At 52.1% G+C, this 24754-nt stretch carries 20 protein-coding genes; 11 read left to right on the forward strand and 9 right to left on the reverse strand.

Annotation, left to right across the window (positions count from 1 at the left end; genetic code table 11):
- The first annotated feature begins 10 nt into the window (after positions 1 to 10).
- The 8 genes from M2371_RS14900 (at position 11) to M2371_RS14935 (ending at position 8578) form a co-directional block, all read left to right on the forward strand.
- Positions 11 to 553 (forward strand): formate hydrogenlyase complex iron-sulfur subunit, encoded by a 543-nt coding sequence (locus tag M2371_RS14900; protein WP_034499470.1) that lies wholly within the window; start codon positions 11 to 13, stop codon positions 551 to 553.
- A complete protein-coding gene (locus M2371_RS14905; protein WP_034499472.1) occupies positions 553 to 1317 on the forward strand; it encodes an NADH-quinone oxidoreductase subunit B family protein in 765 nt (254 codons plus the stop codon). Before M2371_RS14900 ends, M2371_RS14905 begins: the two co-directional genes overlap by 1 nt.
- The gene (locus M2371_RS14910) at positions 1317 to 1727 is read left to right on the forward strand and encodes a formate hydrogenlyase maturation HycH family protein (protein WP_120065022.1); all 411 of its coding nucleotides are present in this window, start codon (positions 1317 to 1319) and stop codon (positions 1725 to 1727) included. Before M2371_RS14905 ends, M2371_RS14910 begins: the two co-directional genes overlap by 1 nt.
- On the forward strand, positions 1720 to 2193 hold the full coding sequence (gene hycI / locus M2371_RS14915; protein WP_259268060.1) for a hydrogenase maturation peptidase HycI: 474 nt from the start codon (positions 1720 to 1722) through the stop codon (positions 2191 to 2193). Before M2371_RS14910 ends, hycI begins: the two co-directional genes overlap by 8 nt.
- Before the next feature lie 280 nt (positions 2194 to 2473).
- Positions 2474 to 3019 (forward strand): electron transport protein HydN, encoded by a 546-nt coding sequence (gene hydN, locus M2371_RS14920; protein ID WP_034499478.1) that lies wholly within the window; start codon positions 2474 to 2476, stop codon positions 3017 to 3019.
- 35 nt (positions 3020 to 3054) lie between these two features.
- Positions 3055 to 5205: a formate dehydrogenase subunit alpha gene (gene fdhF, locus M2371_RS14925; protein ID WP_259268061.1), complete on the forward strand. Its 2151-nt coding sequence runs from the start codon at positions 3055 to 3057 to the stop codon at positions 5203 to 5205.
- Positions 5206 to 5331: 126 nt separating this feature from the next.
- The gene (hypF, locus tag M2371_RS14930) at positions 5332 to 7551 is read left to right on the forward strand and encodes a carbamoyltransferase HypF (RefSeq protein WP_259268139.1); all 2220 of its coding nucleotides are present in this window, start codon (positions 5332 to 5334) and stop codon (positions 7549 to 7551) included.
- Between the two features lie 4 nt (positions 7552 to 7555).
- Positions 7556 to 8578 carry a HoxN/HupN/NixA family nickel/cobalt transporter gene (locus M2371_RS14935; protein WP_172896061.1) on the forward strand — a complete coding sequence of 341 codons (1023 nt, stop codon included), beginning with the start codon at positions 7556 to 7558 and terminating at the stop codon, positions 8576 to 8578.
- Between the two features lie 44 nt (positions 8579 to 8622).
- Here M2371_RS14935 and avtA read toward each other — a convergent pair whose 3' ends face one another.
- Together avtA and M2371_RS14945 are read right to left on the reverse strand one after the other, a co-directional pair.
- Positions 8623 to 9876, reverse strand: a complete 1254-nt coding sequence (avtA, locus tag M2371_RS14940) for a valine--pyruvate transaminase (RefSeq protein ID WP_259268062.1) — start codon at positions 9874 to 9876, stop codon at positions 8623 to 8625.
- A 203-nt stretch (positions 9877 to 10079) separates the two neighbouring features.
- Positions 10080 to 12098, reverse strand: coding sequence for an alpha-amylase (locus tag M2371_RS14945; protein ID WP_259268063.1), 2019 nt, complete (start codon positions 12096 to 12098; stop codon positions 10080 to 10082).
- A gap of 314 nt (positions 12099 to 12412) precedes the next feature.
- Between M2371_RS14945 and M2371_RS14950 the strand changes: the two genes are divergently transcribed.
- A complete protein-coding gene (locus M2371_RS14950; protein WP_115626917.1) occupies positions 12413 to 13246 on the forward strand; it encodes a protein bax in 834 nt (277 codons plus the stop codon).
- 80 nt (positions 13247 to 13326) lie between these two features.
- Here the strand turns inward: M2371_RS14950 and xylR are convergent, their stop codons facing one another.
- From xylR to xylF, 4 genes are all read right to left on the reverse strand, one after another.
- Positions 13327 to 14505 carry a D-xylose utilization transcriptional activator XylR gene (xylR, locus tag M2371_RS14955; protein ID WP_034499487.1) on the reverse strand — a complete coding sequence of 393 codons (1179 nt, stop codon included), beginning with the start codon at positions 14503 to 14505 and terminating at the stop codon, positions 13327 to 13329.
- Between the two features lie 93 nt (positions 14506 to 14598).
- Complete coding sequence (gene xylH, locus M2371_RS14960) at positions 14599 to 15780, reverse strand: xylose ABC transporter permease XylH (RefSeq protein WP_259268064.1); 1182 nt, start codon at positions 15778 to 15780, stop codon at positions 14599 to 14601.
- On the reverse strand, positions 15758 to 17299 hold the full coding sequence (locus tag M2371_RS14965) for a xylose ABC transporter ATP-binding protein (protein ID WP_259268065.1): 1542 nt from the start codon (positions 17297 to 17299) through the stop codon (positions 15758 to 15760). The genes xylH and M2371_RS14965 overlap by 23 nt, the downstream gene beginning before the upstream one ends.
- Before the next feature lie 55 nt (positions 17300 to 17354).
- Positions 17355 to 18347, reverse strand: a complete 993-nt coding sequence (gene xylF, locus M2371_RS14970) for a D-xylose ABC transporter substrate-binding protein (RefSeq protein ID WP_034499627.1) — start codon at positions 18345 to 18347, stop codon at positions 17355 to 17357.
- A 382-nt stretch (positions 18348 to 18729) separates the two neighbouring features.
- Here xylF and xylA point away from each other — a divergent pair, with 382 nt between their 5' ends.
- Together xylA and xylB are read left to right on the forward strand one after the other, a co-directional pair.
- Complete coding sequence (gene xylA, locus M2371_RS14975; protein ID WP_034499493.1) at positions 18730 to 20052, forward strand: xylose isomerase; 1323 nt, start codon at positions 18730 to 18732, stop codon at positions 20050 to 20052.
- A 96-nt stretch (positions 20053 to 20148) separates the two neighbouring features.
- Positions 20149 to 21603 (forward strand): xylulokinase, encoded by a 1455-nt coding sequence (gene xylB / locus M2371_RS14980; RefSeq protein ID WP_259268066.1) that lies wholly within the window; start codon positions 20149 to 20151, stop codon positions 21601 to 21603.
- A gap of 52 nt (positions 21604 to 21655) precedes the next feature.
- On the opposite strand, the gene gntU is transcribed toward xylB, so the two are convergent.
- The 3 genes from gntU to gntR form a co-directional block, all read right to left on the reverse strand.
- Complete coding sequence (gntU, locus tag M2371_RS14985) at positions 21656 to 22996, reverse strand: gluconate transporter (RefSeq protein ID WP_034499497.1); 1341 nt, start codon at positions 22994 to 22996, stop codon at positions 21656 to 21658.
- Positions 22993 to 23526 carry a gluconokinase gene (gene gntK, locus M2371_RS14990; RefSeq protein WP_115626910.1) on the reverse strand — a complete coding sequence of 178 codons (534 nt, stop codon included), beginning with the start codon at positions 23524 to 23526 and terminating at the stop codon, positions 22993 to 22995. The genes gntU and gntK overlap by 4 nt, the downstream gene beginning before the upstream one ends.
- A gap of 149 nt (positions 23527 to 23675) precedes the next feature.
- Positions 23676 to 24671: a gluconate operon transcriptional repressor GntR gene (gntR, locus tag M2371_RS14995; RefSeq protein WP_259268067.1), complete on the reverse strand. Its 996-nt coding sequence runs from the start codon at positions 24669 to 24671 to the stop codon at positions 23676 to 23678.
- Positions 24672 to 24754: the final 83 nt, after the last annotated feature.

Genomic DNA, 24754 nt, shown 5'->3' on the forward strand with positions numbered 1-24754 from the left:
CGGAGTCACCATGTTTAACTTCATCAAAAAAGCCATTAAAGGCGGCGTGGCCACCGAGTCGTACCCGCTTCAACCGATCGCCGTGGATCCAAACTTCCGTGGCAAACCGGAACACAACCCGCAGCAATGCATCGGGTGTGCGGCCTGCGTTAATGCTTGCCCTTCCAACGCGCTGACGGTGGAAACCGATCTGGTGGCGGGACAACTGGCGTGGACCTTCAACCTGGGGCGTTGCATTTTCTGCGCGCGCTGCGAAGAAGTCTGCCCAACGGCGGCCATCAAGCTTTCTCAGCAATACGAACTGGCCGTGTGGAACAAAGCCGATTTCCTGCAACAGGCACGTTTTGACCTGTGCAATTGCCGCCAGTGCCACAAGCCTTTTGCGGTACAAAAAGAGATTGATTACGCCATTGCGTTGCTTGAGCACAACGGCGACAAACTTGCCGAAGCGCACCGCGTCTCGTTTGAAACCTGCCCGGAATGCAAACGCCAGCAAAGCCTGGTCTCTTCCGACCAAATTGACCTTAGCCGCCAAATTAGAGAGGCCAGCTAATGAGTATGTTACTCGGCCCACGCGACGACAACGGCATGCCAGTGCCGATGACGGTGGATGAGTCCATCGCCGCGATGAAAGCGTCGTTGCTGAAAAAGATTAAACGTTCTGCCTATGTTTATCGTGTTGACTGCGGTGGCTGTAACGGTTGCGAAATCGAAATTTTCGCCACCCTTTCACCGCTTTTCGACGCAGAACGCTTCGGGATCAAAGTGGTTCCGTCGCCACGTCATGCAGACATTTTACTGTTTACCGGCGCTGTGACTCGCGCTATGCGTTCCCCCGCGCTGCGCGCATGGGAATCAGCGCCGGACCCAAAAATCTGTATTTCCTACGGCGCATGCGGCAACAGCGGCGGCATCTTCCACGACCTGTATTGCGTCTGGGGTGGCACCGATAAAATCGTTCCTGTCGATGTGTACATTCCGGGCTGCCCGCCAACGCCTGCCGCAACGCTGTACGGTTTTGCGATGGCGCTGGGTCTGCTTGAGCAAAAAATTCATGCCCGCGAAGCCAGCGAAATGGATGCTCAACCGGCGCAGATTCTACACCCGGATATGGTTCAGCCATTGCGTGTACGAATTGATCGCGAAGCACGTCGCCTGGCGGGTTATCGCTATGGTCGCCAGATTGCCGACAGCTACATGGAAAACCTGACCGCCGGTGGTGGCAGTGTTCAGCAATGGCTGGCACACGAGAACGATCCGCGTCTGACGGAGATCGTCAGCAATCTGGAAGCACTAGTGAAGCAGGAGCGCGTGTAATGAGCGAGTCGGTGGTGTTTTGCCAGCTTAGCCGTAAGTTTGTCGATGAAAACGACAACACACCGAGTGATGCGCAACAGGTGGTTTATTACAGTCTGGCAATCGGCCACCATCTCGGCGTTATCGACTGCCTGAAAGAGAATTTAGTCTGTTCATTTGAGCCTTACAAAGCGTGGATTGCCACGCTTGAAGAGGGCAGCGAAGCGCGGCGCAAAATGGAAGGCGTGCCGCGTTACGGTGAAATCGTTATCGACCAGAGCCATGTCGTTTTACTGGCGAAAGCGTTCGATGCCGCAAAACCAACTCAAACTGAACAGCAGCAAGAATGGAGCCAGGAATTGCTCGATATGCTGCAAGCTATTCAACAAGAGCCCGCTATTTATTTGATGGTTCGGAGGCGTTATGACTAATGTTTTGCTGTGCGTCGGCAACACCATGATGGGTGACGATGGCGCTGGCCCATTACTTGCCGAGAAATGCCAGGCCGCCCCACAAGGCGACTGGATTGTTATCGACGGCGGCACCGCTCCTGAAAATGATGTGTTCGCGATTCGTGAATTGCGCCCGGATAGATTGCTGCTGGTCGATGCGACGGATATGGGCCTGAATCCAGGTGAAATCCGTATTATCGACCCGGACGATATCGCCGAAATGTTTATGATGACCACCCACAACATGCCACTCAACTACCTGATTGATCAGTTGAAAGAAGATGTTGGCGAGGTGATTTTCTTAGGTATTCAACCCGATATTGTCGGTTTCTACTACCCAATGACCGACGCGGTAAAAGCGGCGGTTGAGACGGTATATCAAAGCCTGGCTGGCTGGGAAGGAAAAGGCGGTTTCGCGGATTTGGAAGCGCCAGAGTTCGAGTAATCGTTGCCGGATGACGCTGCGCTTATCCGGCCTACGAGTTTTGTTGATTGGGTAAGCGTTAGCGAAACACACCACGAATTTTGTAGGTCGGATAAGCGTTAGCGTCATCCGACAATCCCCTAAACATCCATCTGTCATCTGCCCAAATGACATCGTCAAATGTGTCGATGTCACTGTCATCCCTTCCCCGATCAATGCACAACCCCTTGAATCACGCTAGTTTCAAAGTTGGCACACTTTATGTATGTCTATCGCCGACTTATAAAAACAGGAGTCTCTGATGAACCGCTTCATCATTGCTGATTCAAGCAAATGTATTGGCTGTCGCACTTGCGAAGTGGCCTGTGTCGTGTCCCACCAGGAAGCGCAGGATTGCGCGGCATTAACACCGCAAACTTTCCTGCCACGTATTCACGTGATTAAAGGCGTGAATGTCTCTACCGCGACGATGTGCCGCCAGTGCGAAGACGCACCGTGTGCCAACGTCTGCCCTAACGGCGCTATCAGCCGCGAGCATGGGTTTGTGAATGTGATGCAAGAACGCTGCATCGGATGCAAAACTTGTGTGGTTGCTTGCCCGTACGGCGCAATGGAAGTGGTTGTTCGTCCGGTGGTGCGCAACAGCGGCGCGGGTCTTAACGTGATGGCCGAAAAAGCCGAAGCGAATAAATGCGACCTATGCCACACCCGCGCATCAGGCCCGGCCTGTATGGAAGCCTGTCCAACTAACGCCATTATCTGCGTTGATCGCAACAAACTTGAACAAATGAGTGCCGAAAAACGCCGTCGTGCTGCGTTTGATGCCACTTCATCTTTGATTTTCTAATTACACTGAATTCACTTTTAACAGGTCTGTTACTGATGAAAAAAATTACCAGCGTATGCCCTTATTGTGGCGCAGGCTGCAAACTGAAACTGGTTGTTGAGAAGAACAAAATCATCCGTGCTGAAGCGGCTGATGGCGTGACTAACCAAAATGAACTCTGCCTGAAAGGCTATTACGGCTGGGATTTTCTCAATGACACTAAGCTGCTCACACCGCGTCTGACGCAGCCGATGATTCGTTACGAAAAAGGCGGAAAACTCCAGCCAGTGAGCTGGGAAGAAGCCATTAGCTATACCGCGAAACGACTGAAAGCGATTAAAGAACAATATGGCCCGCGCTCAATTATGACCACGGGTTCTTCGCGCGGTACGGGTAACGAAACCAACTATGTGATGCAGAAGTTTGCACGCGGCGTGCTGCATACCAACAACGTCGACTGCTGTGCGCGTGTTTGCCACGGGCCGTCGGTTGCGGGTTTGCAGGTGACGCTGGGAAATGGTGCGATGAGTAACTCCATCGGCGATATCGAAAACTCAAAATGTCTGTTGGTGTTTGGCTATAACTGCGCTGATTCGCACCCGATCGTGGCGCGTCGCGTGATTAAAGCGAAAGAAAACGGCGCGAAAATCATTGTTTGCGATCCACGACGCATCGAAACCGCGCGTATTGCCGATCAACATTTGCAGCTGAAAAACGGCTGCAATATGGCGCTGGTGAATGCGTTTGGCTACGTGCTGCTCGAAGAGAATCTCTACGATACACAGTACGTTGCGAAGTTTGCCGAAGGGCTGGACGCTTACCGCAAGGTGGTAAAAGGCTACGCGCCAGAAGACGTTGAGCACCTGACCGGCGTGCCTGCGCAACAGGTGCGCCAGGCGATGCGCACATTTGCCGCAGCCCCTTCCGCCACCATTATGTGGGGCATGGGTGTAACTCAATTCGGCCAGGCGGTAGACGTGGTGAAAGGGCTTTCAAGCCTTGCGCTGCTAACTGGTAACCTGGGGCGTGAAAACGTCGGTGTTGGCCCGGTTCGTGGGCAAAACAACGTGCAGGGCGCGTGCGATATGGGCGTGCTGCCAAACCAGTTCCCGGGTTATCAGGATGTCGTTGACCCGCAAGTGCGTGCCAAATTCGCCAAAGCCTGGGGTATCAACGTTGATGATATGGACGACAAAGTCGGCGTGCGTATCACCGAAGTGCCGCATATGGCAATTCACGGCGAGATGAAAGCCTACTACATCATGGGTGAAGATCCGTTGCAGACCGAAGCCGATCTCGGCCTGGTGCGCAAAGGTTTTGAAGCGCTTGATTTTGTAGTGGTGCAAGACATCTTCATGACCAAAACGGCAGAAGTTGCCGACGTTATTTTGCCAGCGACTTCCTGGGGCGAACACGGCGGCGTATTTACCTGTGCCGATCGCGGTTTCCAGCGTTTTGAAAAGGCCATCGAGCCGAAATACAACGTCAAACGTGACTGGGAAATTATCAGCCTACTCGCCACCGAGATGGGCTACCCGATGCACTACGACAATAACCAGCAAATCTGGGATGAACTGCGCGAGCTTTGCCCGCTGTTCTACGGTGTCACCTGGGAAAAAATGGGTGATATGGGTCACGTGCAATGGCCGTGCCCAACGCTCGATCACCCCGGCACGCCTTATCTCTACAAAGACAGTAAGTTCGATACCCCAACCGGTAAAGGCCAGCTCTTTGCTGCCGAGTGGCGTGCGCCAGCCGAAGTACCGGATACCGAATATCCGCTGGTGCTGTGTACCGTGCGTGAAGTCGGCCACTACTCTTGTCGTTCGATGACCGGCAACTGTGCGGCGCTGCAAACCCTGGCCGACGAACCTGGATTTGTGCAAATCAACCCGACGGATGCCGAGCTGCTCAACATCAAAGACAAGCAACTGGTGTGGGTGAGTTCGCGCCGTGGCAAAGTCATTAGCCGTGCGGAAGTGAACGAGCGCATAAACCTCGGTTCGGTTTACATGACGTATCAATGGTGGATTGGCGCGTGTAACGAACTGACGCAAGACAATCTCGACCCGATTTCCAAAACGCCGGAAACCAAGTATTGCGCGGTTAACGTCAGCCAGATTGCCGACCAGCAATGGGCGGAAAATTACGCCCAGACAACCTATAGCGATATGAAAGCGCGTTTGCGTCAGGCTGTAGAGGTTTAAAACAACCCTCATCCCTGCCTTCTCCCTGAGGGAGAAGGAGAAACCGTACCCCCCTCTCCTGGGGGAGAGGGCCGGGGTGAGGGCGTAAAACATAAAACAGGAAAAATAGTGAATTTTAACGGCGTGATGCTACGCATTCGCGGCAAAGTACAGGGCGTTGGCTTCCGGCCATTCGTCTGGCAACTGGCGCAAAAACTCAACCTGACCGGCGACGTCTGCAATGACGGTGCGGGCGTGTTGGTGCGTCTGGTGTCCATGCCCGATGCGTTTATCAGCGAGCTTCACGCCCTTTGCCCGCCGCTGGCTAGGATTGATAGCGTCGAGCAAACCCTGATGCAGTGGGAAACGCCGCCGCAGGATTTCACCATTCGCCACAGTGCGGGCAGCAAGATGAACACGCAAATCGTTCCCGATGCTGCGACTTGCCCGGATTGCCTGCGCGAAATGAACGATCCCACCGACCGTCGCTACCGTTATCCGTTTATCAATTGCACTCATTGCGGACCAAGATTCACGATCATTAAAGCAATGCCATACGACCGCCCCAACACGGTAATGGCAGCATTTCCGTTGTGCCCGGCGTGTGAAAGCGAGTATCGCAATCCCATGGACAGGCGCTTCCATGCTCAACCAGTGGCCTGCCCGGAATGCGGGCCGCAAATCGAATGGCTTTGTGGCGAGCAAAAACTTGCGCGCGAAGATGCACTACAGGCCGCCATTACGGCGTTAAAAGACGGGAAAATCGTTGCGATTAAAGGGCTTGGTGGTTTCCACCTGGCGGTTGATGCACGTAACGACGCCGCTGTTTCCCGCTTACGCGCCCGCAAACATCGCCCGACAAAACCACTGGCGGTGATGCTTTCAGACTCACAATGTTTACCTGCCGAGGTCGTCGCACCGCTTAATACGCCAGCAGCACCGATTGTGTTAATGGCGAAATCCGTATTGCACGGGCTAAGCGAGTTCATCGCCCCGCATTTAAGCGAAGTGGGCGTGATGCTGCCTGCCAACCCGCTACAACACCTGCTGTTACAGGATTTCGGCGGCCCGCTGGTGATGACTTCCGGCAATCTGAACGGCAAACCGCCTGCAATCACTCATCAGCAAGCCCTCGAAGAACTGGCAGATATCGCTGACGGCTGGCTGCTGCACAACCGCGATATCGTGCAGCGCATGGATGATTCGGTGGTGCGTGCTGATGGCGAAGTGCTGCGCCGGGCGCGAGGATTTGCACCGGATGCGCTGCCCTTGCCGCCAGGTTTTGACGCGCTGCCACCCATTTTTGCGGCCGGTTCCGACCTGAAAAACACCTTCTGTTTACTCCGTGGCAACCAGGCGGTACTCAGCCCGCATTTAGGCGATCTGGCTGAAGATGGCGTGGAACAGCAGTGGCAAAAAGCGCGTGAGTCGATGTTTGACGCATGGGATTTCACGCCAGAGCGCGTCGCGGTGGATGCGCATCCCGGCTATCACAGTTCGCGCCTTGGACATGCCATGGGGCTAACGGTGAGCAAAGTTTTACATCATCACGCTCACGCTGTGGCATGTCTGGCAGAGCACGCCTGGCCGCTGGACGGTGGCGATGTGATTGCGCTCACCCTTGATGGTATTGGTTATGGCGAGAACGACCAGCTTTGGGGCGGCGAATGTCTGCGGGTTAACTATCGCGACTGTGAACATCTCGGCGGTTTGCCTGCTGTGGCGCTGCCCGGTGGCGATCTCGCCGCGCGCCAACCGTGGCGTAATCTGCTCGCCCATTGCGAGGCGTTTGTCCCGCACTGGCAACAGCGCCCGGAGACTGCGGTGGTGAGGTCGCAAAACTGGTCATTGCTGGCGACGGCCATCACGCGTGGTATTAACGCACCGCTCGCTTCGTCCACAGGCCGTTTGTTTGATGCCGCCGCTGCGGCACTGAACTGCGCGCCGCTACAACAAAGTTATGAAGGTGAAGCCGCCTGCCGCTTTGAAGCGCTGGCATCGCAAAGTAGCCAATGTCTCCATCCCGTCACTTTACCCATTATCGACGGCAAACTGGATCTTGCGACCTTCTGGCAACAGTGGTTGAACTGGCATGACGGCGCTGCCGCTCGCGCCTGGGCATTTCATGACGCCCTGGCGAAAGGCTTTGCCGATTTGGCACGCACTCATGCGCAAAGGCTCTCGATTCGCACCATCGCATTCAGCGGTGGCGTGCTGCATAACCGACTGATGCGCGAACGATTTTCGTATCATCTCGCAGATTTCAATCTGCTCTTCCCGACACTGTTACCGGCCGGTGACGGTGCACTCGCATTGGGCCAGGCTTTGGTTGCCGCTGCCCATTTCACCCTTCCTTCACAAGGATAAAATGATGCTATTGCGTGTTCTTCGTGACAATCCACGCGCCGCTGTTTTGCTCGTGGTTTTAGTCGCCGCCAACCTGGCCGCCTGGGCCTGGGCGCTGGTTTCGTTCCACCACAGCACCGCGCTGATGGCCGCGAGTTTGCTGGCCTGGTGCTACGGATTACGCCATGCGGTCGACGCCGACCATATCGCGGCGATTGATAACGTGACGCGCAAGATGATGCAGCAAGGTAAACGTCCGTTCGGTATCGGCGCCTGGTTCTCCCTCGGCCATTCCAGCATTGTGGTGCTGGCTTCCATCGCGATTGCTGCCACAGCGGCGGCATTTCAAAGTGATATGGACTGGTTCCATGATGTCGGCGGCGTGATTGGTACGGCCGTTTCAGCGTGCTTCTTGCTGGCAATGGCGCTGGTGAATCTGGTGATTTTACGCGGCGTGTGGCGCAACTTCCGTCAGCTAAAGCGTGGCGAAGCGCTGTCTGCTGAAGCGACGGATTTCAACGGCGGCGGCATGATGAGCTGGCTGTTCCGTTCCACGTTTAAGCTGATCAACAAAAGCTGGCATATGTATCTGGTCGGTTTTTTGTTTGGTTTAGGATTTGATACTGCGACAGAAATTGGCGTGCTCGGCATTTCTGCTGCCAGCGCATCCAGCGGCATGTCGATATGGTCGATTCTGGTGTTCCCGGCGCTGTTTGCCAGCGGTATGGCGCTGATTGATACGCTCGACAATATGATTATGGTTGGCGCGTATGGTTGGGCGTTCAACAAACCGCAGCGCAAACTTTATTACAACATGACGATCACCGGCACCTCGGTTGTGGTCGCGCTGTTTATTGGCGGCATGGAAGCATTAGGGCTGTTGGCCGATAAATTCGACCTGCACTCCGGCATGTGGAAGTGGGTTGATGCGCTTAATGAAAACCTCGGCAATGCGGGCTTTATCGTGGTTGGGCTGTTTATTGCCTGCTGGATTGTGTCGATGCTGAATTACCGCTGGAAGGGGTACGACTCTTTGGTGGTTCGCTAAATCAGACAAACCTTCTCCCTTTCCAGGGAGAAGGTTATTAGAATTTACTTCGATTCAGCCCACGCGCGTTCAATCTCTTCGGCCAGAATTTTCACTCCCGCCTCGATTTTCTCCGGCTCCGGCACGTAATTCATACGCATACACTGATGCGTATGCGGCCACGGCTTATCAAGGCCGGGGAAGAAGTAATCCCCAGGAACCATCAAAACTCCGCGCTTTTTAAGGCGCTGGTACAACAACTCGGTCGAAATCGGTAAATCCTTAAACCACAACCACAGGAAAATCGCCCCTTCTGGTTTATGGATCAAGCAGCGTTCCGGTGACAAATAGCGGCGAATGGTCGCGATTGTGTCCTGAACACGCTGGTAATAAAACGGTTTGATCACGGTTTCAGACAGACGCAGCAAATCGTTACGCTTAATCATCTCACACGCCATTGCCGGGCCGACACCGCCCGGTGCCAGGCTGATGATGCCGTTCATGTTACTGACCGCAGAGATGATTTTTTCATTGGCGATGATGATGCCGCATCGGCTGCCCGGCAGGCCGAGTTTCGACAGGCTCATGCACAGAATGATATTTGGATTCCACAGCGGGCGCGCTTCGCTGAAAATAATGCCTGGGAACGGCACGCCATACGCGTTATCAATCACCAGCGGAATACCGTGCTGATTCGCCAGCGCATCAAGCTTAATCAGCTCTTCGTCGGTGATGACGTTGCCCGTCGGGTTGGTTGGGCGCGATACGCAAATCATCCCGGTATCAGGGCCGATATGCAGGTGCTCAAAGTCTACGTGATATTTAAACTGGCCTTCCGGTAGCAGTTCGATGTTTGGTCGCGTCGAGACAAACAGGTCTTCTTCAAGGCCGGAATCCGCGTAGCCAATATATTCAGGGGCCAGCGGGAACAGCACTTTTTTAGTGCTGCCATCGGCATAACGACCGGCGAACAGATTAAACAAGTAGAAAAACGCGCTCTGACTGCCATTTGTCAGTGCAATATTCTGCGGGGCAATATCCCAACCTAATTCTTTGCGCAGCATTTCCGCTAGCGCGTCAAGCAAGTCACTTTTCCCCTGCGGGCCGTCGTAATTGCACAGCGCATCGGTCATTTTCCCGTTTGCCAACATATCTGCAAGCAACGCCTGGAAGTAGTCGTTCATTGCAGGGATTTGCGCAGGATTACCGCCACCGAGCATGATTGCTCCAGGTGTGCGTAGACCATCGTTGAGGTCCTCCATCAGGCGTGTGATGCCTGCATGGCGGGTAAATTTGTCGCCGAAAAGTGAAAACGTCATAACGTAGATCTGTCTTTGACCATCAAAAAGAGGCTAACCATAGCGCCGGATAAGACGCGGTGCAAACGCATTAAGATTAGTCTCTCGTGGTCAATATGCTGCCTGAAACTAACATCCCAGCATTTTATGTTGGATGATGCTGCGCTTATCCAACCTACGGGGGAAGTTGTAGGGCGGATAAGCGCAGCGTCATCCGCCGTTATTTATGGGTTGCCTGCCCAAACCACCAGCACTTTGTCGTCGCCGAATTCACGAGTAAAACCATAACCTTGCTTGATGCTTAATGTGTTCTGTTTACCCGCGCCAATGGCCGGATGACGGGCGCGGAACTGGCTGATTTTTTGCCAGTGAGAAAGTGTTGCGACGTTTTGACCCCAGTTCATATCAGAACGCGTACCCTGAAGCGGGTCGGAACCCGTCGGGCCAAACGGGCGCTCGGTTTCATCACCATAGAAAATCTGCACAGCTCCCGGCGCCAGCAGCAATAATTCAGCCGCCCGTTGCCCGCCTTCGCGGAATAATCGGGTATCATGCGATGAAAGGTAGCTAAGAACGTTAAACTCCTGCAATTTAGTCGCCATTTGCTGCCAGGTGAGATCCATATCAGCCAGACAATTGACTGCTTTTGCGGCTTGCTCCTGGTAATCAAAATTGATCATCGCGTCAAAGCCGCTGCTGTAGTAATCGCTTTTCATCACGCCGTGGCCCCAGGATTCGCCGGTCATCCAGAACGATGCATCATCCAGCTTTTTGTCCGGGTTGGCTTTCTTCCATTCGGCCAGGGCGGCAACCGACTGCTCTTTAAGCTGCTGCCAGCCTGCTTTTTCGACATGCTTCGCGGTATCGACACGGAAACCGTCGATGCCGTAATCACGCACCCATTGACTGAGCCAATGAGTCAGATAATCGCGCACGGTAGCGTCTGCGATTTCTTTGGCGTGGGTATCAGGCTTATGGCGATAAAAAACAGGTAAACCAGCGGGTTGTGTCGATTCGGTTTTCAGGTCAGGCAGGAAGGCCAGGGACATAGTTAAATCATCAAAACCCGGCGTGTCGTAATCACCGATATCCGTGCGAATCCATTTTTTCCCCCACCAATTCTGCCATGCCGCTTTGTCGCCAAAGTTGATGTAATCATTGAAGGAATGCCAGCTTTGACCGGAGCCTGGTTTCCAGTCGGTCCAGTGTTTTCCGAGCGTTTTCGTCAGCTCGTCGCCTTTGAGATACAACGCGCCAAATTGATATTCCTGCATATCGGCAAGCGTCGCGTATCCAGTGTGGTTCATTACGACGTCGAACAAAATGCGGATCCCGCGTTTATGCGCTTCATCCACTAACGTGCGTAATTCATCTTCGGAGCCCATATTGGCATCGAGTTTTGTCCAGTCCATGGTGTAGTAACCGTGGTAGGCGTAATGCGGGAAGTCCCCTTTTGTCCCGCCACCGACCCAGCCATGAATTTGCTCGAGTGGCGAGCTAATCCATAAGGCGTTAACGCCCAACTGCTGGAAATAATCGAGCTTGCGCGTTAAACCCGCCAGATCGCCACCGTGAAAGGTGCCGATTTCTTGCATGCCATCTTTATGACGACCATAGCTGTTGTCATTTTTTGGGTTACCGTTTTCAAAACGGTCGGTCAGGACAAAATAGACGGTGGCATTGTGCCAGCTAAAGGGAGCGGTCTTTGTGGTGGCGGCGGATTCCAGTAGCAGCAGGCCGTTACTGTTCGCCGCAGGCATCAGGGTAATGTGGCCTTGCTTCACCGTGGCCGTAGCGCCGCTGTAAAAATCGCGCACTTCACTACCTTCGGCGAAAGTTTTGCTGACATCGAGCGTGAGCGGTTTACCGTCCCATTTTGGGCACTGGCGCGTAACATCGACCGGAGCGGCTTGAGGTGCGCTATTAACGCTCAGGCTGAGCGTAGGCGTCCCGCTCCGCGTATCAATTTGCACCCGATACTCGCCTTCACGGAATAATCGCCAGACTGGAGTCTCGCCCTCACAGGGTTTTAGCGAAAGCGCCTGATTCAACTTGATAGACTCGGCGGGCTGCCAGCAAGCGTCCCCAAGTTTGAGACTGAGCGGCAGCGTCCCCTTCGCAAGCTTTGCCTCGCTGACAAATAGCCCCGGATTTTGCTCTTTAAAAGCGGGTAAACCGGGCGCGACCCACGCTGCATGTACAAGGCCTGGGAACAGAAGAAATAACAGAGGTAATGTTTTCATAGGGTTGAGCCTGTGATTATCTTTTATCCAGTGTGGCACTGTTTTAATTAACTGCATTCCTCCCAAAAATGGATAATCGGGGATGAGTTAAAAGGGTGAGTGATGGCGTTATCAATTTACTGAAATATGAGATAACCATCGCATATCACAATACTTTTTGCCGTCATAAGAAGATCGTACGTGACTTCGTTTCAGAATCGGATTATTTCTTTTGGTGCTCTGAAGGTCTATTTTTGTTAGTATCTGCGTTTGCTTTATTCAAAACCTTTGACAATTAAGGCACTGGAAACGTAACGATCCGACCAGGAGATCTAATGATATCAACCCCAATCCGACGATTTGGGGCTGCGATACTTATGTTACTGACCTTCAGTTTTTCAACTGGGGTATTAGCAAGTAAACATGAGCCAAAATCGCATAAAGCCCAATTAACGACGACGAAAAGCACCACGACACACAGTAAGAAGCTGGCAAGTAGTAAAAAAGAGTATTCTCGCAATAGTGAAATAGCATCGCTCCCTGATTTGCGAAAATACCCTTCCGGAACACCTAGAAAAAAAGCGTTTCTCCGGACGGTCATGCCATATATTACAAGTCAAAATGCGGCGATCACCACTGATCGTAACTGGCTGGTTTCTAAGCAGTATGAGCAACGCTGGTCACCGTCAGAGCGTACACGCCTGAAAGATATCACTAAGCGCTATAAAATCGCGTGGAATGGTAATACTAAGCGTGTGCCGTGGAATACGCTGATGGAAAAAGTCGACATCATTCCTACCAACATGGTGGCAACGATGGCCGCAGCCGAGAGTGGCTGGGGCACGTCTAAACTTGCGCGTAGTAATAACAATTTGTTTGGCATGAAGTGCAGCAAACGCCATTGCAACAGCGAACCAGGCAAAGTAAAAGGCTATTTGCATTACGATTCGGTTAAAGAAGGTGTTAACGCCTACGTAACAAATCTGAATACGCATCCGGCCTACAAATCTTTCCGTAAATCACGTGCTCAATTGCGTAAAGCGGATCAAGAAGTGACTGCCAGCAATATGATTCATAAGCTGAAAGGGTATTCCACACGCGGTAGTAGTTATAACAACTATCTATTTGCGATGTACCAATCCAATCAGCGTTTTATGGCACCGAACTAAATAATTAAAATAGATTGTTAATAATAAGTAATAATTCACGCCTTCAATTAGAAGGCGTTTTTTTTATTCAAAATCAGCATTCAAACCAATATCTCGCTGTGTCGCTCCCGATGTTCCTTCGGCGTTGCGTCATACTCTTTCTTGAAGACTGAATAGAAATATTGCAATGAAGGATAGCCGCACATTTGCGATATTTCGTTAATAGACAACGACGTAGAAACCAGCAAGCTGCGCGCCTTTTCAAGCTTTTCAGCGTGAATCATGGCATGAATTGTTTCGCCGACTTCCTCTTTAAAACGCTTCTCAAGGTTCGACCGCGAAATCCCCACAGAATCCAACACCTGTTCTACTTTGATGCCTTTGCAGGCATGGTTGCGAATGTAGTGCATCGCCTGAATGACGGCCGGGTCATGCAAAGAACGATAATCCGTTGAACGACGTTCAACCACGCGCACTGGCGGCACCAACACGCGTTGCAGGGCAAGCGGCTCGTTATCCATCAAACGGTGCAGCAATTTAGCCGCCTGATACCCCATTTGCCTTGTCCCCTGCGCGACTGACGAAAGAGCGACGCGCGACAAATATCGCGTCAGCTCTTCGTTATCAATGCCAATCACGCAGAGCTTTTCCGGTACCGGAATATGCAGATGTTCGCAGACTTGCAGTAAATGGCGGGCGCGAGCATCGGTGACGGCGATAATCCCGGTTTGCGGCGGCAGCGTTTGGACCCAGTCAGCCAGGCGGTTTTGGGCGTGTTGCCAATTTTCCGGGGCGGTTTCTATCCCTTGATATACCACGCCACGGTATTTTTCTTTCGCGACCAATTGGTTAAATGCATATTCGCGCTCCATCGCCCAGCGTTTGCCGCTTGAATTGGGTAAGCCATAGAAGGCAAAACGCTGCACGCCTTTTTCTTTAAGGTGCAAAAAGGCACTCTCCACCAGCGCATGGTTGTCGGTAGCTATGTAATGCACGGGTGGATAATGTTCAGGCAAATGATAGGAGCCGCCAACGCCGACAATCGGCACGTCCGCCCCATCTAACAAACGCTGGATTTCAGTATCGTCAAAATCGGCGATGACGCCGTCGCCTAACCACTCCTTGATGTTATCGATACGAGCACGAAAATCTTCTTCAATAAAAATGTCCCACTCGGATTGAGACGCCTGCAAATATTCGCCTACCCCTTCCACCACCTGGCGGTCATAGGCTTTATTGGCATTGAATAACAACGTAATGCGATGACGTTTCTCAAACATGATTTTATTTCCTGATAACAAAACCTTAAGTGCAATACCATAATGGCAACAATGCCGGGCAACCTTCCCCCGGCATTGTGATCATTTGCACATTTATGCTCTACGCTTGGTCGCCGAATCCATCCATACGGCCAGCAATAAAATCGCGCCTTTAACGATGTACTGCCAGAACGTTGGCACATCCATCATGCTCATACCGTTATCCAGCGAAGCCATGATAAATGCGCCCATCACCGCACCAGCAACGCTTCCCACGCCGCCAGCGAGACTCGTGCCGCCGATGACACAGGCTGCGATGGCATCAAGCTCAGCAATGTTGCCAGCGGATGGAGAACCCGCCCCCAGACGCGAACTGAGAATCAAACCGGCAATGGCCACCATTAATCCATTGATGGCGAAGACGGCGAGTTTTGTGCGCTCAACATTAATACCAGAAAGTCGTGCCGCTTCGATATTGCCGCCAATCGCATAAATGCGCCGTCCAAACGCAGTACGGGTCGCCATAAACATGCCAGCAAGCAGCAATAGCGTCAGGATCAACACCGGGGTTGGCACGCCACGATAATCATTGAGCAACCAGATTGCCCCTAACACGATCACCGCCGTGATGGCCTGCCGCCCGACGACGCCTGTAGATGCGGGAGTTGCCAGTCCTAACGCCTCGCGGCGAGTGCGCATACGCCATTGCCAGGCCACAAAAATGACCAGACCCAAAGTGCCGATACCAAAACCAATTCCGTCCGGAAGGTAGCTTTGGCCGATTTGCGACATCGCCGCGCTGGTTGGCGAAACGGTGGTGCCGTTAGTAATACCAATCAACACACCGCGAAACGCCAGCATTCCTGCAAGGGTGACGATAAATGACGGCACTTTGCGATACGCCACCCACCAGCCATTCCAGGCCCCCAGCACCAGCCCGAGAACCAGCGTAACGGCAATCGTCAGCGGTAAAGGCCAACCGAGCCAGACATCAAAGATCGCCGCGACGCCGCCGAGTAAACCCATCATCGAGCCGACGGAAAGATCAATTTCTGCCGAGATAATGACGAACACCATGCCTACGGCCAGAATCCCGGTAATGGCCGTTTGCCGTAGTAAGTTAGATACGTTTCTGGCGCTGAGATAAGCGCCGTCTGTGGTCCAGGTGAAAAACAACATGATGACAACAATCGCCGCAATCATGACAAAAACCTGGAGATTCAGCGCCCGTAAAGCGGCAAAAGGCGAAGCTGTGGGTGCCGTAAGTTTCATTTCAGACTGGTTGCTTTTCGACATGCTTTTCACTCCTCAGTGCGGCTTCCATGACCTGCTCCTGGGTCAGGTTGTGGTTTATCAGGTCAGCTTTGATTCGCCCCTCGTGCATCACCAGCACTCTGTCGCTAAGACCGAGCACCTCTGGCAACTCCGATGAGATAACAATCACCGCAATCCCTTGCTGAACCAGCTGATTGATTAATTTGTAGATTTCATATTTCGCGCCGATATCAATGCCGCGCGTAGGTTCATCAAGGATCAGGATGCGTGGGTTGAGCAGCAGGCAACGCGCCAGAATCGCCTTTTGCTGATTACCGCCACTAAGGCGGCCAATCGCCAGTTCGGGCGAGGAGGTTTTTACTTTCAGGCGCGCAATAGATTGCAGAACGCAATTTTGTTCAGCAGCATCATCCAGATGCGAGAGCGCACCTGAGAATTGGTTTAGCGCGGCCAGTGTGATGTTTTGCCCGACGGCCATCACCGGCACGATGCCGTCTTTTTTACGATCTTCAGGCACCATGGCAATACCGTGGGCAATAGCTTGCTGGCAATTGCTGATAGCGACAGGTTCGTTATCAATGAAAATACGACCTTCAGATTTCCCGGGCCAAACGCCGAACAGGCACTGAACCGCTTCGGTTCGCCCGGCGCCCACCAACCCTGCAATACCCAGGATTTCGCCCTTGTGCAGTGAAAACGAAATATCATTTACCCGCTTGATATGCCGGTTAACCGGGTGCCAGGCCGTTAGATGTTCGACACGCAGAATTTCTTCGCCAGTCTGGTGTGGTTCATTGGGGTACAGCGCGGTCAGCTCACGCCCCACCATCATGGTAATAATGTCTTCTTCACGCATTAACGCGGCATCACGCGTACCGATGGGCTGCCCGTCGCGGATAACACAGACGGTGTTGGAAATGGCTTTAACTTCATTGAGTTTGTGAGAGATATAAATGCAGGCGATACCATGCGCTTGCAGATCCCGGATGATCTCTAACAGCACTGCGGTTTCTTGCTCGGTAAGCGATGCAGTCGGCTCGTCGAGAATCAACAAGCGCACCTGTTTATTCAGCGCTTTAGCTATTTCCACAAGCTGTTGTTGCCCAAGCCCCAGCGAACCAACACGGGTATCGGGAGAAATATTTAAGCTCACCTGTGCCAGCAGTTTTTGGCAGCGTAGTGTCATGCTGTCGTAATCCAGCACGCCATATTGTGAAAGCTCGGCACCGAGGAAAATATTTTCAAGCACTGTCAAATGCTTAACCAGTGCCAGTTCCTGATGGATAATTGCAATGCCTTTGCGTTCAGTATCGCGAATATGACTCGCCTGGAGTTTTTCACCCGCAAACCAAATTTCACCTTCGTAACTACCGTAAGGATAAATCCCGCATAACACCTTCATTAGCGTCGATTTTCCCGAGCCATTTTCGCCGCAAAGTGACATGACTTCACCGGCATCAACTGACAAGCTGACGTTATCCACGGCCTTCACGACACCAAAGGCTTTGGTGATATTTTTCATTTCCAGTAAACAAGGCATAGCCCCTCCTTTACCTGATTAAGGGTATGCCCGTGGCATGCACGGGCGCAGTGGGTTATAGCTCGCTCTTTTTATGGAAACCGTCTGCCACGACGGTTGTATCGATGTTGGCTTTATCGACCTCGACTGGCGTCAGGAGACGTGAAGGGACATCTTTGACGCCATTATTCAACGTGGCGTCAGAAGCCGGTTGTTTGCCCTCACCGAGTTCCACGGCAATTTCGGCCGCAGTATTGGCAAGCTGGGTGATCGGCTTATACACCGTCATGGTTTGCGTACCGGCGATAATGCGCTTCACACCGGCTAAATCAGCATCCTGCCCGGAAATGGCGACTTTGCCCGCCAGGCCTTGTGCACTCAGCGCCTGAATAGCGCCGCCCGCGGTTGCATCGTTTGAGGCCACCACCGCGTCAATTTTATTGTTATTTGCCGTCAGCGCATTTTCCATAATTTTCAATGCATTTTCTGGCAACCACCCGTCAGCCCATTGATCGCCGACGATTTTTATTTTCCCACTCTCAATATAAGGTTTTAATACTTTCATCTGCCCGGCGCGGAACAACTTGGCATTATTATCAACAGGTGAGCCACCCATCAAAAAATAATTACCAGAAGGTACTTTATTAACAATGCTTTGCGCCTGAAGTTCACCGACTTTTTCATTATCGAATGAAATATAATAATCAATGTCGGCATTATTAATCATGCGATCATATGCTAATACTTTTATCCCCTCTCTTTTTGCCTCAGCAATGACATTACTTAATACCTGGCCGTTGTAAGGAATAATAACCAATACATCAACGCCACGGTTAATCATGTTTTCGATTTGCGACATTTGCGTTTCTTCGTTGCCGTTAGCGGATTGAACAAAGACTTTCGCCCCCAGAGACTCCGCTTTTTTAACAAAGATGTCGCGATCTTTTTGCCAGCGTTCAAGGCGTAAATCATCTATCGCCATGCCAATTTTAACTTCTTTGGCGATGCCGCTGACACTGGTGAGAACGAGTGAGGCACACAACGTTAGTAAAAGGTTCTTAATCTTCATTTTCATATTTTTATACCTGTGTAGGGTGTAATAAATCGGATTAAAAATTATTAACATCTGTCGACCGGCTGTGATTGTTGTCTGTGAATGGCAATCCGGCAATTACAGATTTTTATCTTCCTATTACGTTTTTTTGTTTAATTGTTAATTTATGATGGCGATCTTCTTTTAAATTAGAAAAAACATTTGTTGCGCTATTTATTGGAATAACGCTCGAGATATTTCTTTCATTAATTCCTGCGTTTTTTGCGAGACAGCGCACATTTGAGCATTCTCTTAATCGCAGTGTGAAATAACGTAATTGAGCAACGCCAAAGGAAAATACAGGATGGTTACAGAATCGCTTACTTGCCGCCCCCTGATTAAGATTACGGAGTCAAATATGCAAGCCTATTTCGACCAACTCGATCGTGTACGTTTTGAAGGCACTAAATCCACTAATCCTCTGGCGTTTCGCCATTACAACCCAGATGAAATCGTTCTGGGCAAACGCATGGAAGATCACCTGCGCTTTGCGGCCTGTTACTGGCATAACTTCTGCTGGAATGGCGCAGATATGTTTGGTGTCGGTTCTTTTGAACGCCCATGGCAGCAGGCAGGTGATGCACTGGCGCTGGCAAAAGGCAAAGCCGATGTCGCGTTTGAGTTCTTCCACAAACTAAACGTGCCGTACTATTGCTTCCACGATGTTGACGTATCGCCAGAAGGCGCGTCACTGAAAGAGTATCTGAATAACTTCGCGCAAATGACCGACGTGCTGGCGCAAAAACAGCAAGAAAGCGGCGTGAAGTTGCTGTGGGGTACGGCTAACTGCTTTACCAATCCACGTTACGGTGCAGGTGCCGCCACCAATCCAGACCCAGAAGTGTTCGCATGGGCGGCAACACAAGTCGCCACCGCGATGAATGCCACGCACAAATTAGGCGGCGAAAACTATGTTTTATGGGGTGGGCGTGAAGGTTACGAATCTCTCCTCAATACCGATTTGCGCCAGGAACGCGAGCAAATTGGCCGTTTCATGCAGATGGTGGTTGAGCACAAACACAAAATTGGTTTCCGCGGAACGCTGCTTATCGAACCGAAACCACAAGAGCCAACTAAACACCAATATGACTATGATGTTGCAACGGTTTACGGCTTCCTGAAGCAGTTTGGTCTGGAAAAAGAGATCAAAGTGAACATTGAGGCGAACCACGCAACACTAGCCGGTCACTCCTTCCACCATGAAATTGCCAGCGCGATTGCGTTGGGTATCTTCGGCTCTGTTGATGCGAACCGTGGCGACCCGCAACTGGGCTGGGATACCGACCAGTTCCCGAACAGCGTTGAAGAAAACTCACTGGTGATGTACGAAATTCTGAAAGCGGGCGGCTTCACTACAGGCGGCCTGAACTTTGATGCCAAAGTTCGTCGCCAGAGCACCGATAAGTACGATCTGTTCTATGGTCATATTGGTGCCATGGATGTCATGGCGCTGTCGCTGAAAATTGCCGCACGTATGATTGAAGAGGGTGAACTGGATAAACGTGTCGCCAAACGTTATGCCGGTTGGAATGGTGAAGTCGGCCAGCAAATTCTGAAAGGGCAAATGTCTCTGGCACAAGTTGCGCAGTACGCTGAACAACATAACCTGGCACCGCAGCACCAAAGTGGACATCAAGAGTTGCTGGAAAACCTGGTGAATCATTATCTGTTCGACAAATAAATCTAAGCCGTAGTTGAAATGGTGGATGACGCTTCGCTTATCCACCCTACGAATTCCCGCGCCACGTTTTACGTGGCGCGTTTGTAAGGAGTCGGTATGTACATCGGAATCGATCTCGGCACATCGGGTGTTAAAGCGATTTTGCTGGATGAGCAAGGCGAGGTGCTGACAACACGTACTGAAGCGCTGGCAGTGTCGCGCCCGCATCCGTTGTGGTCAGAGCAAGATCCTGAACACTGGTGGCAAGCCACCGACCGCGCGATGAAAGCACTCGGTGAACAGCATTCCCTCGCGGGTGTTAAAGCACTCGGGATTGCCGGGCAAATGCACGGCGCAACATTGCTTGATGAACAGCAAAATGTTTTACGTCCGGCAATTTTATGGAACGACGGGCGCTGCGGCGAAGAGTGCGCATTGCTGGAAGCCAGCGTTCCTGATTCGCGCAAAATTACTGGCAACCTGATGATGCCAGGTTTTACCGCGCCAAAACTGCTGTGGGTAAAGCGCCACGAGCCTGACGTTTTTGCAAAAGTCGATAAGGTGCTATTGCCTAAAGATTATCTACGTTTGCGGATGACCGGCATTTTTGCCAGCGATATGTCTGACGCAGCCGGCACTATGTGGCTGGATGTCGCGAAGCGCGACTGGAGCGACAAAATGCTCGACGCCTGCCAACTCAGCCGCCAGCAAATGCCTGATTTATTCGAAGGCAGTGAAATTACCGGCACGCTGAAAGCAGACGTGGCGCAGGCGTGGAATATGCCTGCGGTGCCGGTGGTGGCGGGTGGAGGAGATAACGCAGCAGGCGCTGTGGGTGTCGGCATGATGGACGCAGGCCAGGCAATGTTGTCGCTCGGCACCTCCGGGGTTTATTTTGCCGTAAGCGAAGGTTTCCTCAGCAAGCCGGAAAGCGCCGTACATAGTTTTTGCCACGCATTACCTAACCGCTGGCATTTAATGTCCGTGATGTTGAGCGCGGCGTCCTGCCTTGACTGGGCAGCAAAGCTGACCGGCCTGGATACTGTTCCGGCGTTGCTGGCAGCGGCTGAACAAGCCAATGAAGAAGCGGGCGATGTCTGGTTCCTGCCTTACCTTTCAGGCGAACGCACACCGCACAATAATCCGCAGGCAAAAGGCGTTTTTTTTGGCCTGACGCATCAGCACGGCCCGGCAGAACTGGCTCGCGCGGTACTGGAAGGCGTGGGTTACGCGTTGGCGGATGGCATGGACGTGGTGCATTCCTGTGGCATCACACCACAAAGCGTCACGCTGATTGGCGGCGGGGCGCGGAGTCCGTACTGGCGGCAAATGCTGGCGGATATTAGCGGGCAAACGTTGGATTACCGCACGGGAGGAGATGTCGGCCCGGCATTGGGTGCTGCACGACTGGCACAAATCGCCATGTCGCCAGAAAAACCTTTGCCATCCCTGCTTCCGCAGTTGCCGCTTGAACAACAACACAAACCGGATATGTCACGCCATGAACGTTACAAATCTCGTCGCAAAGTGTTTAACCAGATTTATCAGCAGCTGTTGCCGTTAATGTCTTGAGAGTATTTTCAGAAACATGACGCTCTGGTTTTCCAGAGCGTCATCCACCATTTCAGGAGAGCAGCGTAAAAGCAATCATCCCGACCAGTGCACCGGTGGTGCCGAGGATGGTTTCCATCATGGTCCAGGTTTTCAGGGTTTGCCCTTCGGTAGCGCCCGTAAACTTACCGAACAACCAGAAACCGGCGTCGTTTACGTGGCTCACCACAATGGAACCGCCCGCGATACAAATCGACAAGGCTGCCATTTGCGCGCCGCTATAGTTCAATTGCTCGATAACCGGCATTACCAGACCCACTGCGGTCAAACAGGCGACCGTTGCGGAACCCTGGATAATGCGCACCGCTGCCGCCAACACGAAGCAGGTTAACGCAATCGGAAGACCTAATCCGGTTAACGCTTCACCTAACGCTGGGCCAACGCCTGAGTCCACCAGCACTTGCTTGAACACACCGCCCGCGCCGATAACTAAAAGAATGATACCTGCAGGTTGCAGCGCGTGGCCGCAGATTTCCATGACTCGCTCTTTCGCCATTCCCTGACGGTACGCCAGACCATAAATAGCAACCAGACACGCGACCAGAATCGCGGTGAACGGGTGGCCGACAAACTCGAGCCATTCGTACAGCGTGGAACCCTGTTCAACGAAACGTGCAGCGATGGTTTTCATGCCCACCAGCACCAGCGGCAACAGGATCAGCGACAGGCTGAAGCCGAAAGATGGCAGTTTACCTTCGCCCAGATGCGGTTCGGAGATATCGTCAGGAATATGCAGCTCGACATATTTGCTGATGAAGTTACCAAACAGCGGCCCGGCGATAATCATGCTCGGAATTGCAGCGCACAAGCCGAGCAGAATCATCCAGCCAAAGTCGGCATGCATCTGGGAGGCAAGTAACATAGGCGCAGGCCCAGGCAGCAGAAACGCGGCGGCAGCGGCAACGCCCGCAAACAGAGGGATAACCAGCTTAACGAGGTTAGTTCCGGTGTGGCGGGCCATAGAAAACGCCACGCTAATCAGTAGAACGATCGCCACTTCGAAGAACAATGGCAGGGCGCAAATCAAGCCAGCCAGGCCAATCGCGTAATGTGCTCGACTGTGGCCGAAAGACTTCAGCATTTTGACGGCGATTTGGTCTACCGCGCCCGTTTCATGGAGAATCTTACCGAACATCGCGCCAAGCGCGACGACGATGGCGAGGAATCCGAGTGTCCCGCCCATTCCTTTTTCCATGGTTGCCGCGATTTTATCGAGCGGCATTCCGGAAAAGATCCCTGCACCAATTGAAACAACCATCAAAGCAACGAAGGCGTGCATACGCGCCTTCATCACTAAAAACAGCAACAGTAATACTGAACCAACTGCTGTTAAAACAAGGGTTAATGTACTCACTGCGCACTGCCTTTATTAATCACATCAATCGTGCTGGCGACTACGCCTTCAAGCGTTTGGTCGATATCCACCACCAGCACATCAGGTTCGTCAGATTTAGGTTCTTGCAGCGTTTCAAACTGAGTGACCAGCATCTGCGTTTTGAAGAAGTGACCTTTGCGGGCTTTCAGTCGGTTTTCAATCACCTCGAAATCCCCTTTCATGTAGATGAAGGAGAGGTTCGGATTACCTTCGCGTAATTGGTCGCGATAAACTTTTTTCAGTGCAGAGCAAACAATCAGGGAAACTTTGTTGGTACGTTGCATCGCGAAAGCTGCATCGTTCAACGCTTGCAGCCACGGCTTACGATCTTCATCGTTCAGCGGCTCGCCCGATGCCATTTTCATGATATTGCAGCGCGGATGAAGGAAGTCGCCGTCGAGGAACGCGGCTTTAAGTTGATGAGCAACTTCACTTGCAACAGCAGATTTACCGCTGCCAGAGACGCCCATCAGGACGTAGATGTGGTTTTCGTGGTTGGTAGTGCTCATAGCGTAGCTCCGACTAGCGCAACAATTTGTTATAGTAAATTGTTACGGGTAACTGTTATCGGTAACATTGTCTAAGCTGCCTGCGCAATAAGCAATAACCATTAGCTTGCAAAGTGTATAACTGTGAACTAAATCATATTTTGGGACGGTTAAATTGAACCGCCAGGAGAAAGCGTAAAGCCTAAATCGAGCATTTGCGGATTGACCTCTTCGCCGCGAATTCTCGCCAGCAAACGCTCGGCACCAATACGGCCCATTCGTTCACGCGGCGTTAATACGCTGGCAAGGCGCGGCTCCATCACCTGGCCGATATCGTGACCGTGGAAACCGGCAATCGCCATATCTTTCGGGATGCTCAAACCCTGGCGCTGGCATTCAAACGCCGCACCGATCGCTAAGTCATCGTTGGTGCAGAAGATACTGTCGAGCTGAGGATATTCACGACGCGCCTGACGGAACAATTCAATACCGGTGGAATATGAGGAGGAGTTTTCGACCATTACACTATATGGCACAAGTCCGGCATCGTTCATCGCCTGCTCATAACCTTTTTTCTTAATCACAGTACGTTCATCAAGACGAGCGCCGAGATACGCGACGTGGCGGTGGCCGCGAGCAATAATCGCCGCAGTCATCTGGCGTGCAGCTTCGAAGTTATCAAACCCGACGGCGATATCGAGGCACGGAGAAATGCTGTCCATCAATTCCACAACGGGAATCCCCGCCACTTCAATCATTTTTAAAGTGCGTGGAGTATGGGTGCGTTCGGTGAGGATAAGTCCATCGATATTCCAGGAAAGCATTGATTCCAGACGCTCTTCTTCCAGCTCCGGCTTATAGCCGTAGTGGGCGAGCATGGTCTGGTAGCCGTAAGCATCAATGACGTTTTCAATGCCACGCAACACTTCTGCAAATACCTGGTTGGTCAGCGAAGGCAGTAAGACGCCAATGGCACGACTGGTTGAGTTGGAAAGAATGTCAGGGGCGCGGTTAGGAATGTAGCCAAGTTCATCAAGGGCGGCGGCAATTTTTACCTGTAACGCAGCGGAAACCTGGTCAGGGTTACGCAAAAAGCGGCTGACCGTCATTTTTGTTATGCCGACGCGATCTGCAACGTCCTGTAATACCGGTCTTTTCTTTTTCATTATCTTGCTGTGCGGGTTAACTATCGACAGCGAAGTTTAGCACGGACAAAGCACAACCTTCCCCCGGTTTCGAGGAAGGTTGT

This window comes from Buttiauxella sp. BIGb0471, from assembly GCF_024807715.1.
Lineage (GTDB): Bacteria > Pseudomonadota > Gammaproteobacteria > Enterobacterales > Enterobacteriaceae > Buttiauxella > Buttiauxella agrestis.

What these genes read in the sequence shown, in the direction of transcription:
- xylR (WP_034499487.1), bottom strand. Translation starts at nt 14,505, where the DNA reads ATGTTTGAGAAACGTCATCGCATTACGTTGTTATTCAATGCCAATAAA.
- M2371_RS14910 (WP_120065022.1), top strand. Translation starts at nt 1,317, where the DNA reads ATGAGCGAGTCGGTGGTGTTTTGCCAGCTTAGCCGTAAGTTTGTCGAT.
- M2371_RS14900 (WP_034499470.1), top strand. Translation starts at nt 11, where the DNA reads ATGTTTAACTTCATCAAAAAAGCCATTAAAGGCGGCGTGGCCACCGAG.
- gntR (WP_259268067.1), bottom strand. Translation starts at nt 24,671, where the DNA reads ATGAAAAAGAAAAGACCGGTATTACAGGACGTTGCAGATCGCGTCGGC.
- hycI (WP_259268060.1), top strand. Translation starts at nt 1,720, where the DNA reads ATGACTAATGTTTTGCTGTGCGTCGGCAACACCATGATGGGTGACGAT.
- M2371_RS14950 (WP_115626917.1), top strand. Translation starts at nt 12,413, where the DNA reads ATGATATCAACCCCAATCCGACGATTTGGGGCTGCGATACTTATGTTA.
- M2371_RS14965 (WP_259268065.1), bottom strand. Translation starts at nt 17,299, where the DNA reads ATGCCTTGTTTACTGGAAATGAAAAATATCACCAAAGCCTTTGGTGTC.
- xylA (WP_034499493.1), top strand. Translation starts at nt 18,730, where the DNA reads ATGCAAGCCTATTTCGACCAACTCGATCGTGTACGTTTTGAAGGCACT.
- hydN (WP_034499478.1), top strand. Translation starts at nt 2,474, where the DNA reads ATGAACCGCTTCATCATTGCTGATTCAAGCAAATGTATTGGCTGTCGC.
- xylH (WP_259268064.1), bottom strand. Translation starts at nt 15,780, where the DNA reads ATGTCGAAAAGCAACCAGTCTGAAATGAAACTTACGGCACCCACAGCT.
- avtA (WP_259268062.1), bottom strand. Translation starts at nt 9,876, where the DNA reads ATGACGTTTTCACTTTTCGGCGACAAATTTACCCGCCATGCAGGCATC.
- hypF (WP_259268139.1), top strand. Translation starts at nt 5,332, where the DNA reads ATGCTACGCATTCGCGGCAAAGTACAGGGCGTTGGCTTCCGGCCATTC.
- M2371_RS14935 (WP_172896061.1), top strand. Translation starts at nt 7,556, where the DNA reads ATGCTATTGCGTGTTCTTCGTGACAATCCACGCGCCGCTGTTTTGCTC.
- M2371_RS14945 (WP_259268063.1), bottom strand. Translation starts at nt 12,098, where the DNA reads ATGAAAACATTACCTCTGTTATTTCTTCTGTTCCCAGGCCTTGTACAT.
- gntK (WP_115626910.1), bottom strand. Translation starts at nt 23,526, where the DNA reads ATGAGCACTACCAACCACGAAAACCACATCTACGTCCTGATGGGCGTC.
- xylB (WP_259268066.1), top strand. Translation starts at nt 20,149, where the DNA reads ATGTACATCGGAATCGATCTCGGCACATCGGGTGTTAAAGCGATTTTG.
- xylF (WP_034499627.1), bottom strand. Translation starts at nt 18,347, where the DNA reads ATGAAGATTAAGAACCTTTTACTAACGTTGTGTGCCTCACTCGTTCTC.
- M2371_RS14905 (WP_034499472.1), top strand. Translation starts at nt 553, where the DNA reads ATGAGTATGTTACTCGGCCCACGCGACGACAACGGCATGCCAGTGCCG.
- fdhF (WP_259268061.1), top strand. Translation starts at nt 3,055, where the DNA reads ATGAAAAAAATTACCAGCGTATGCCCTTATTGTGGCGCAGGCTGCAAA.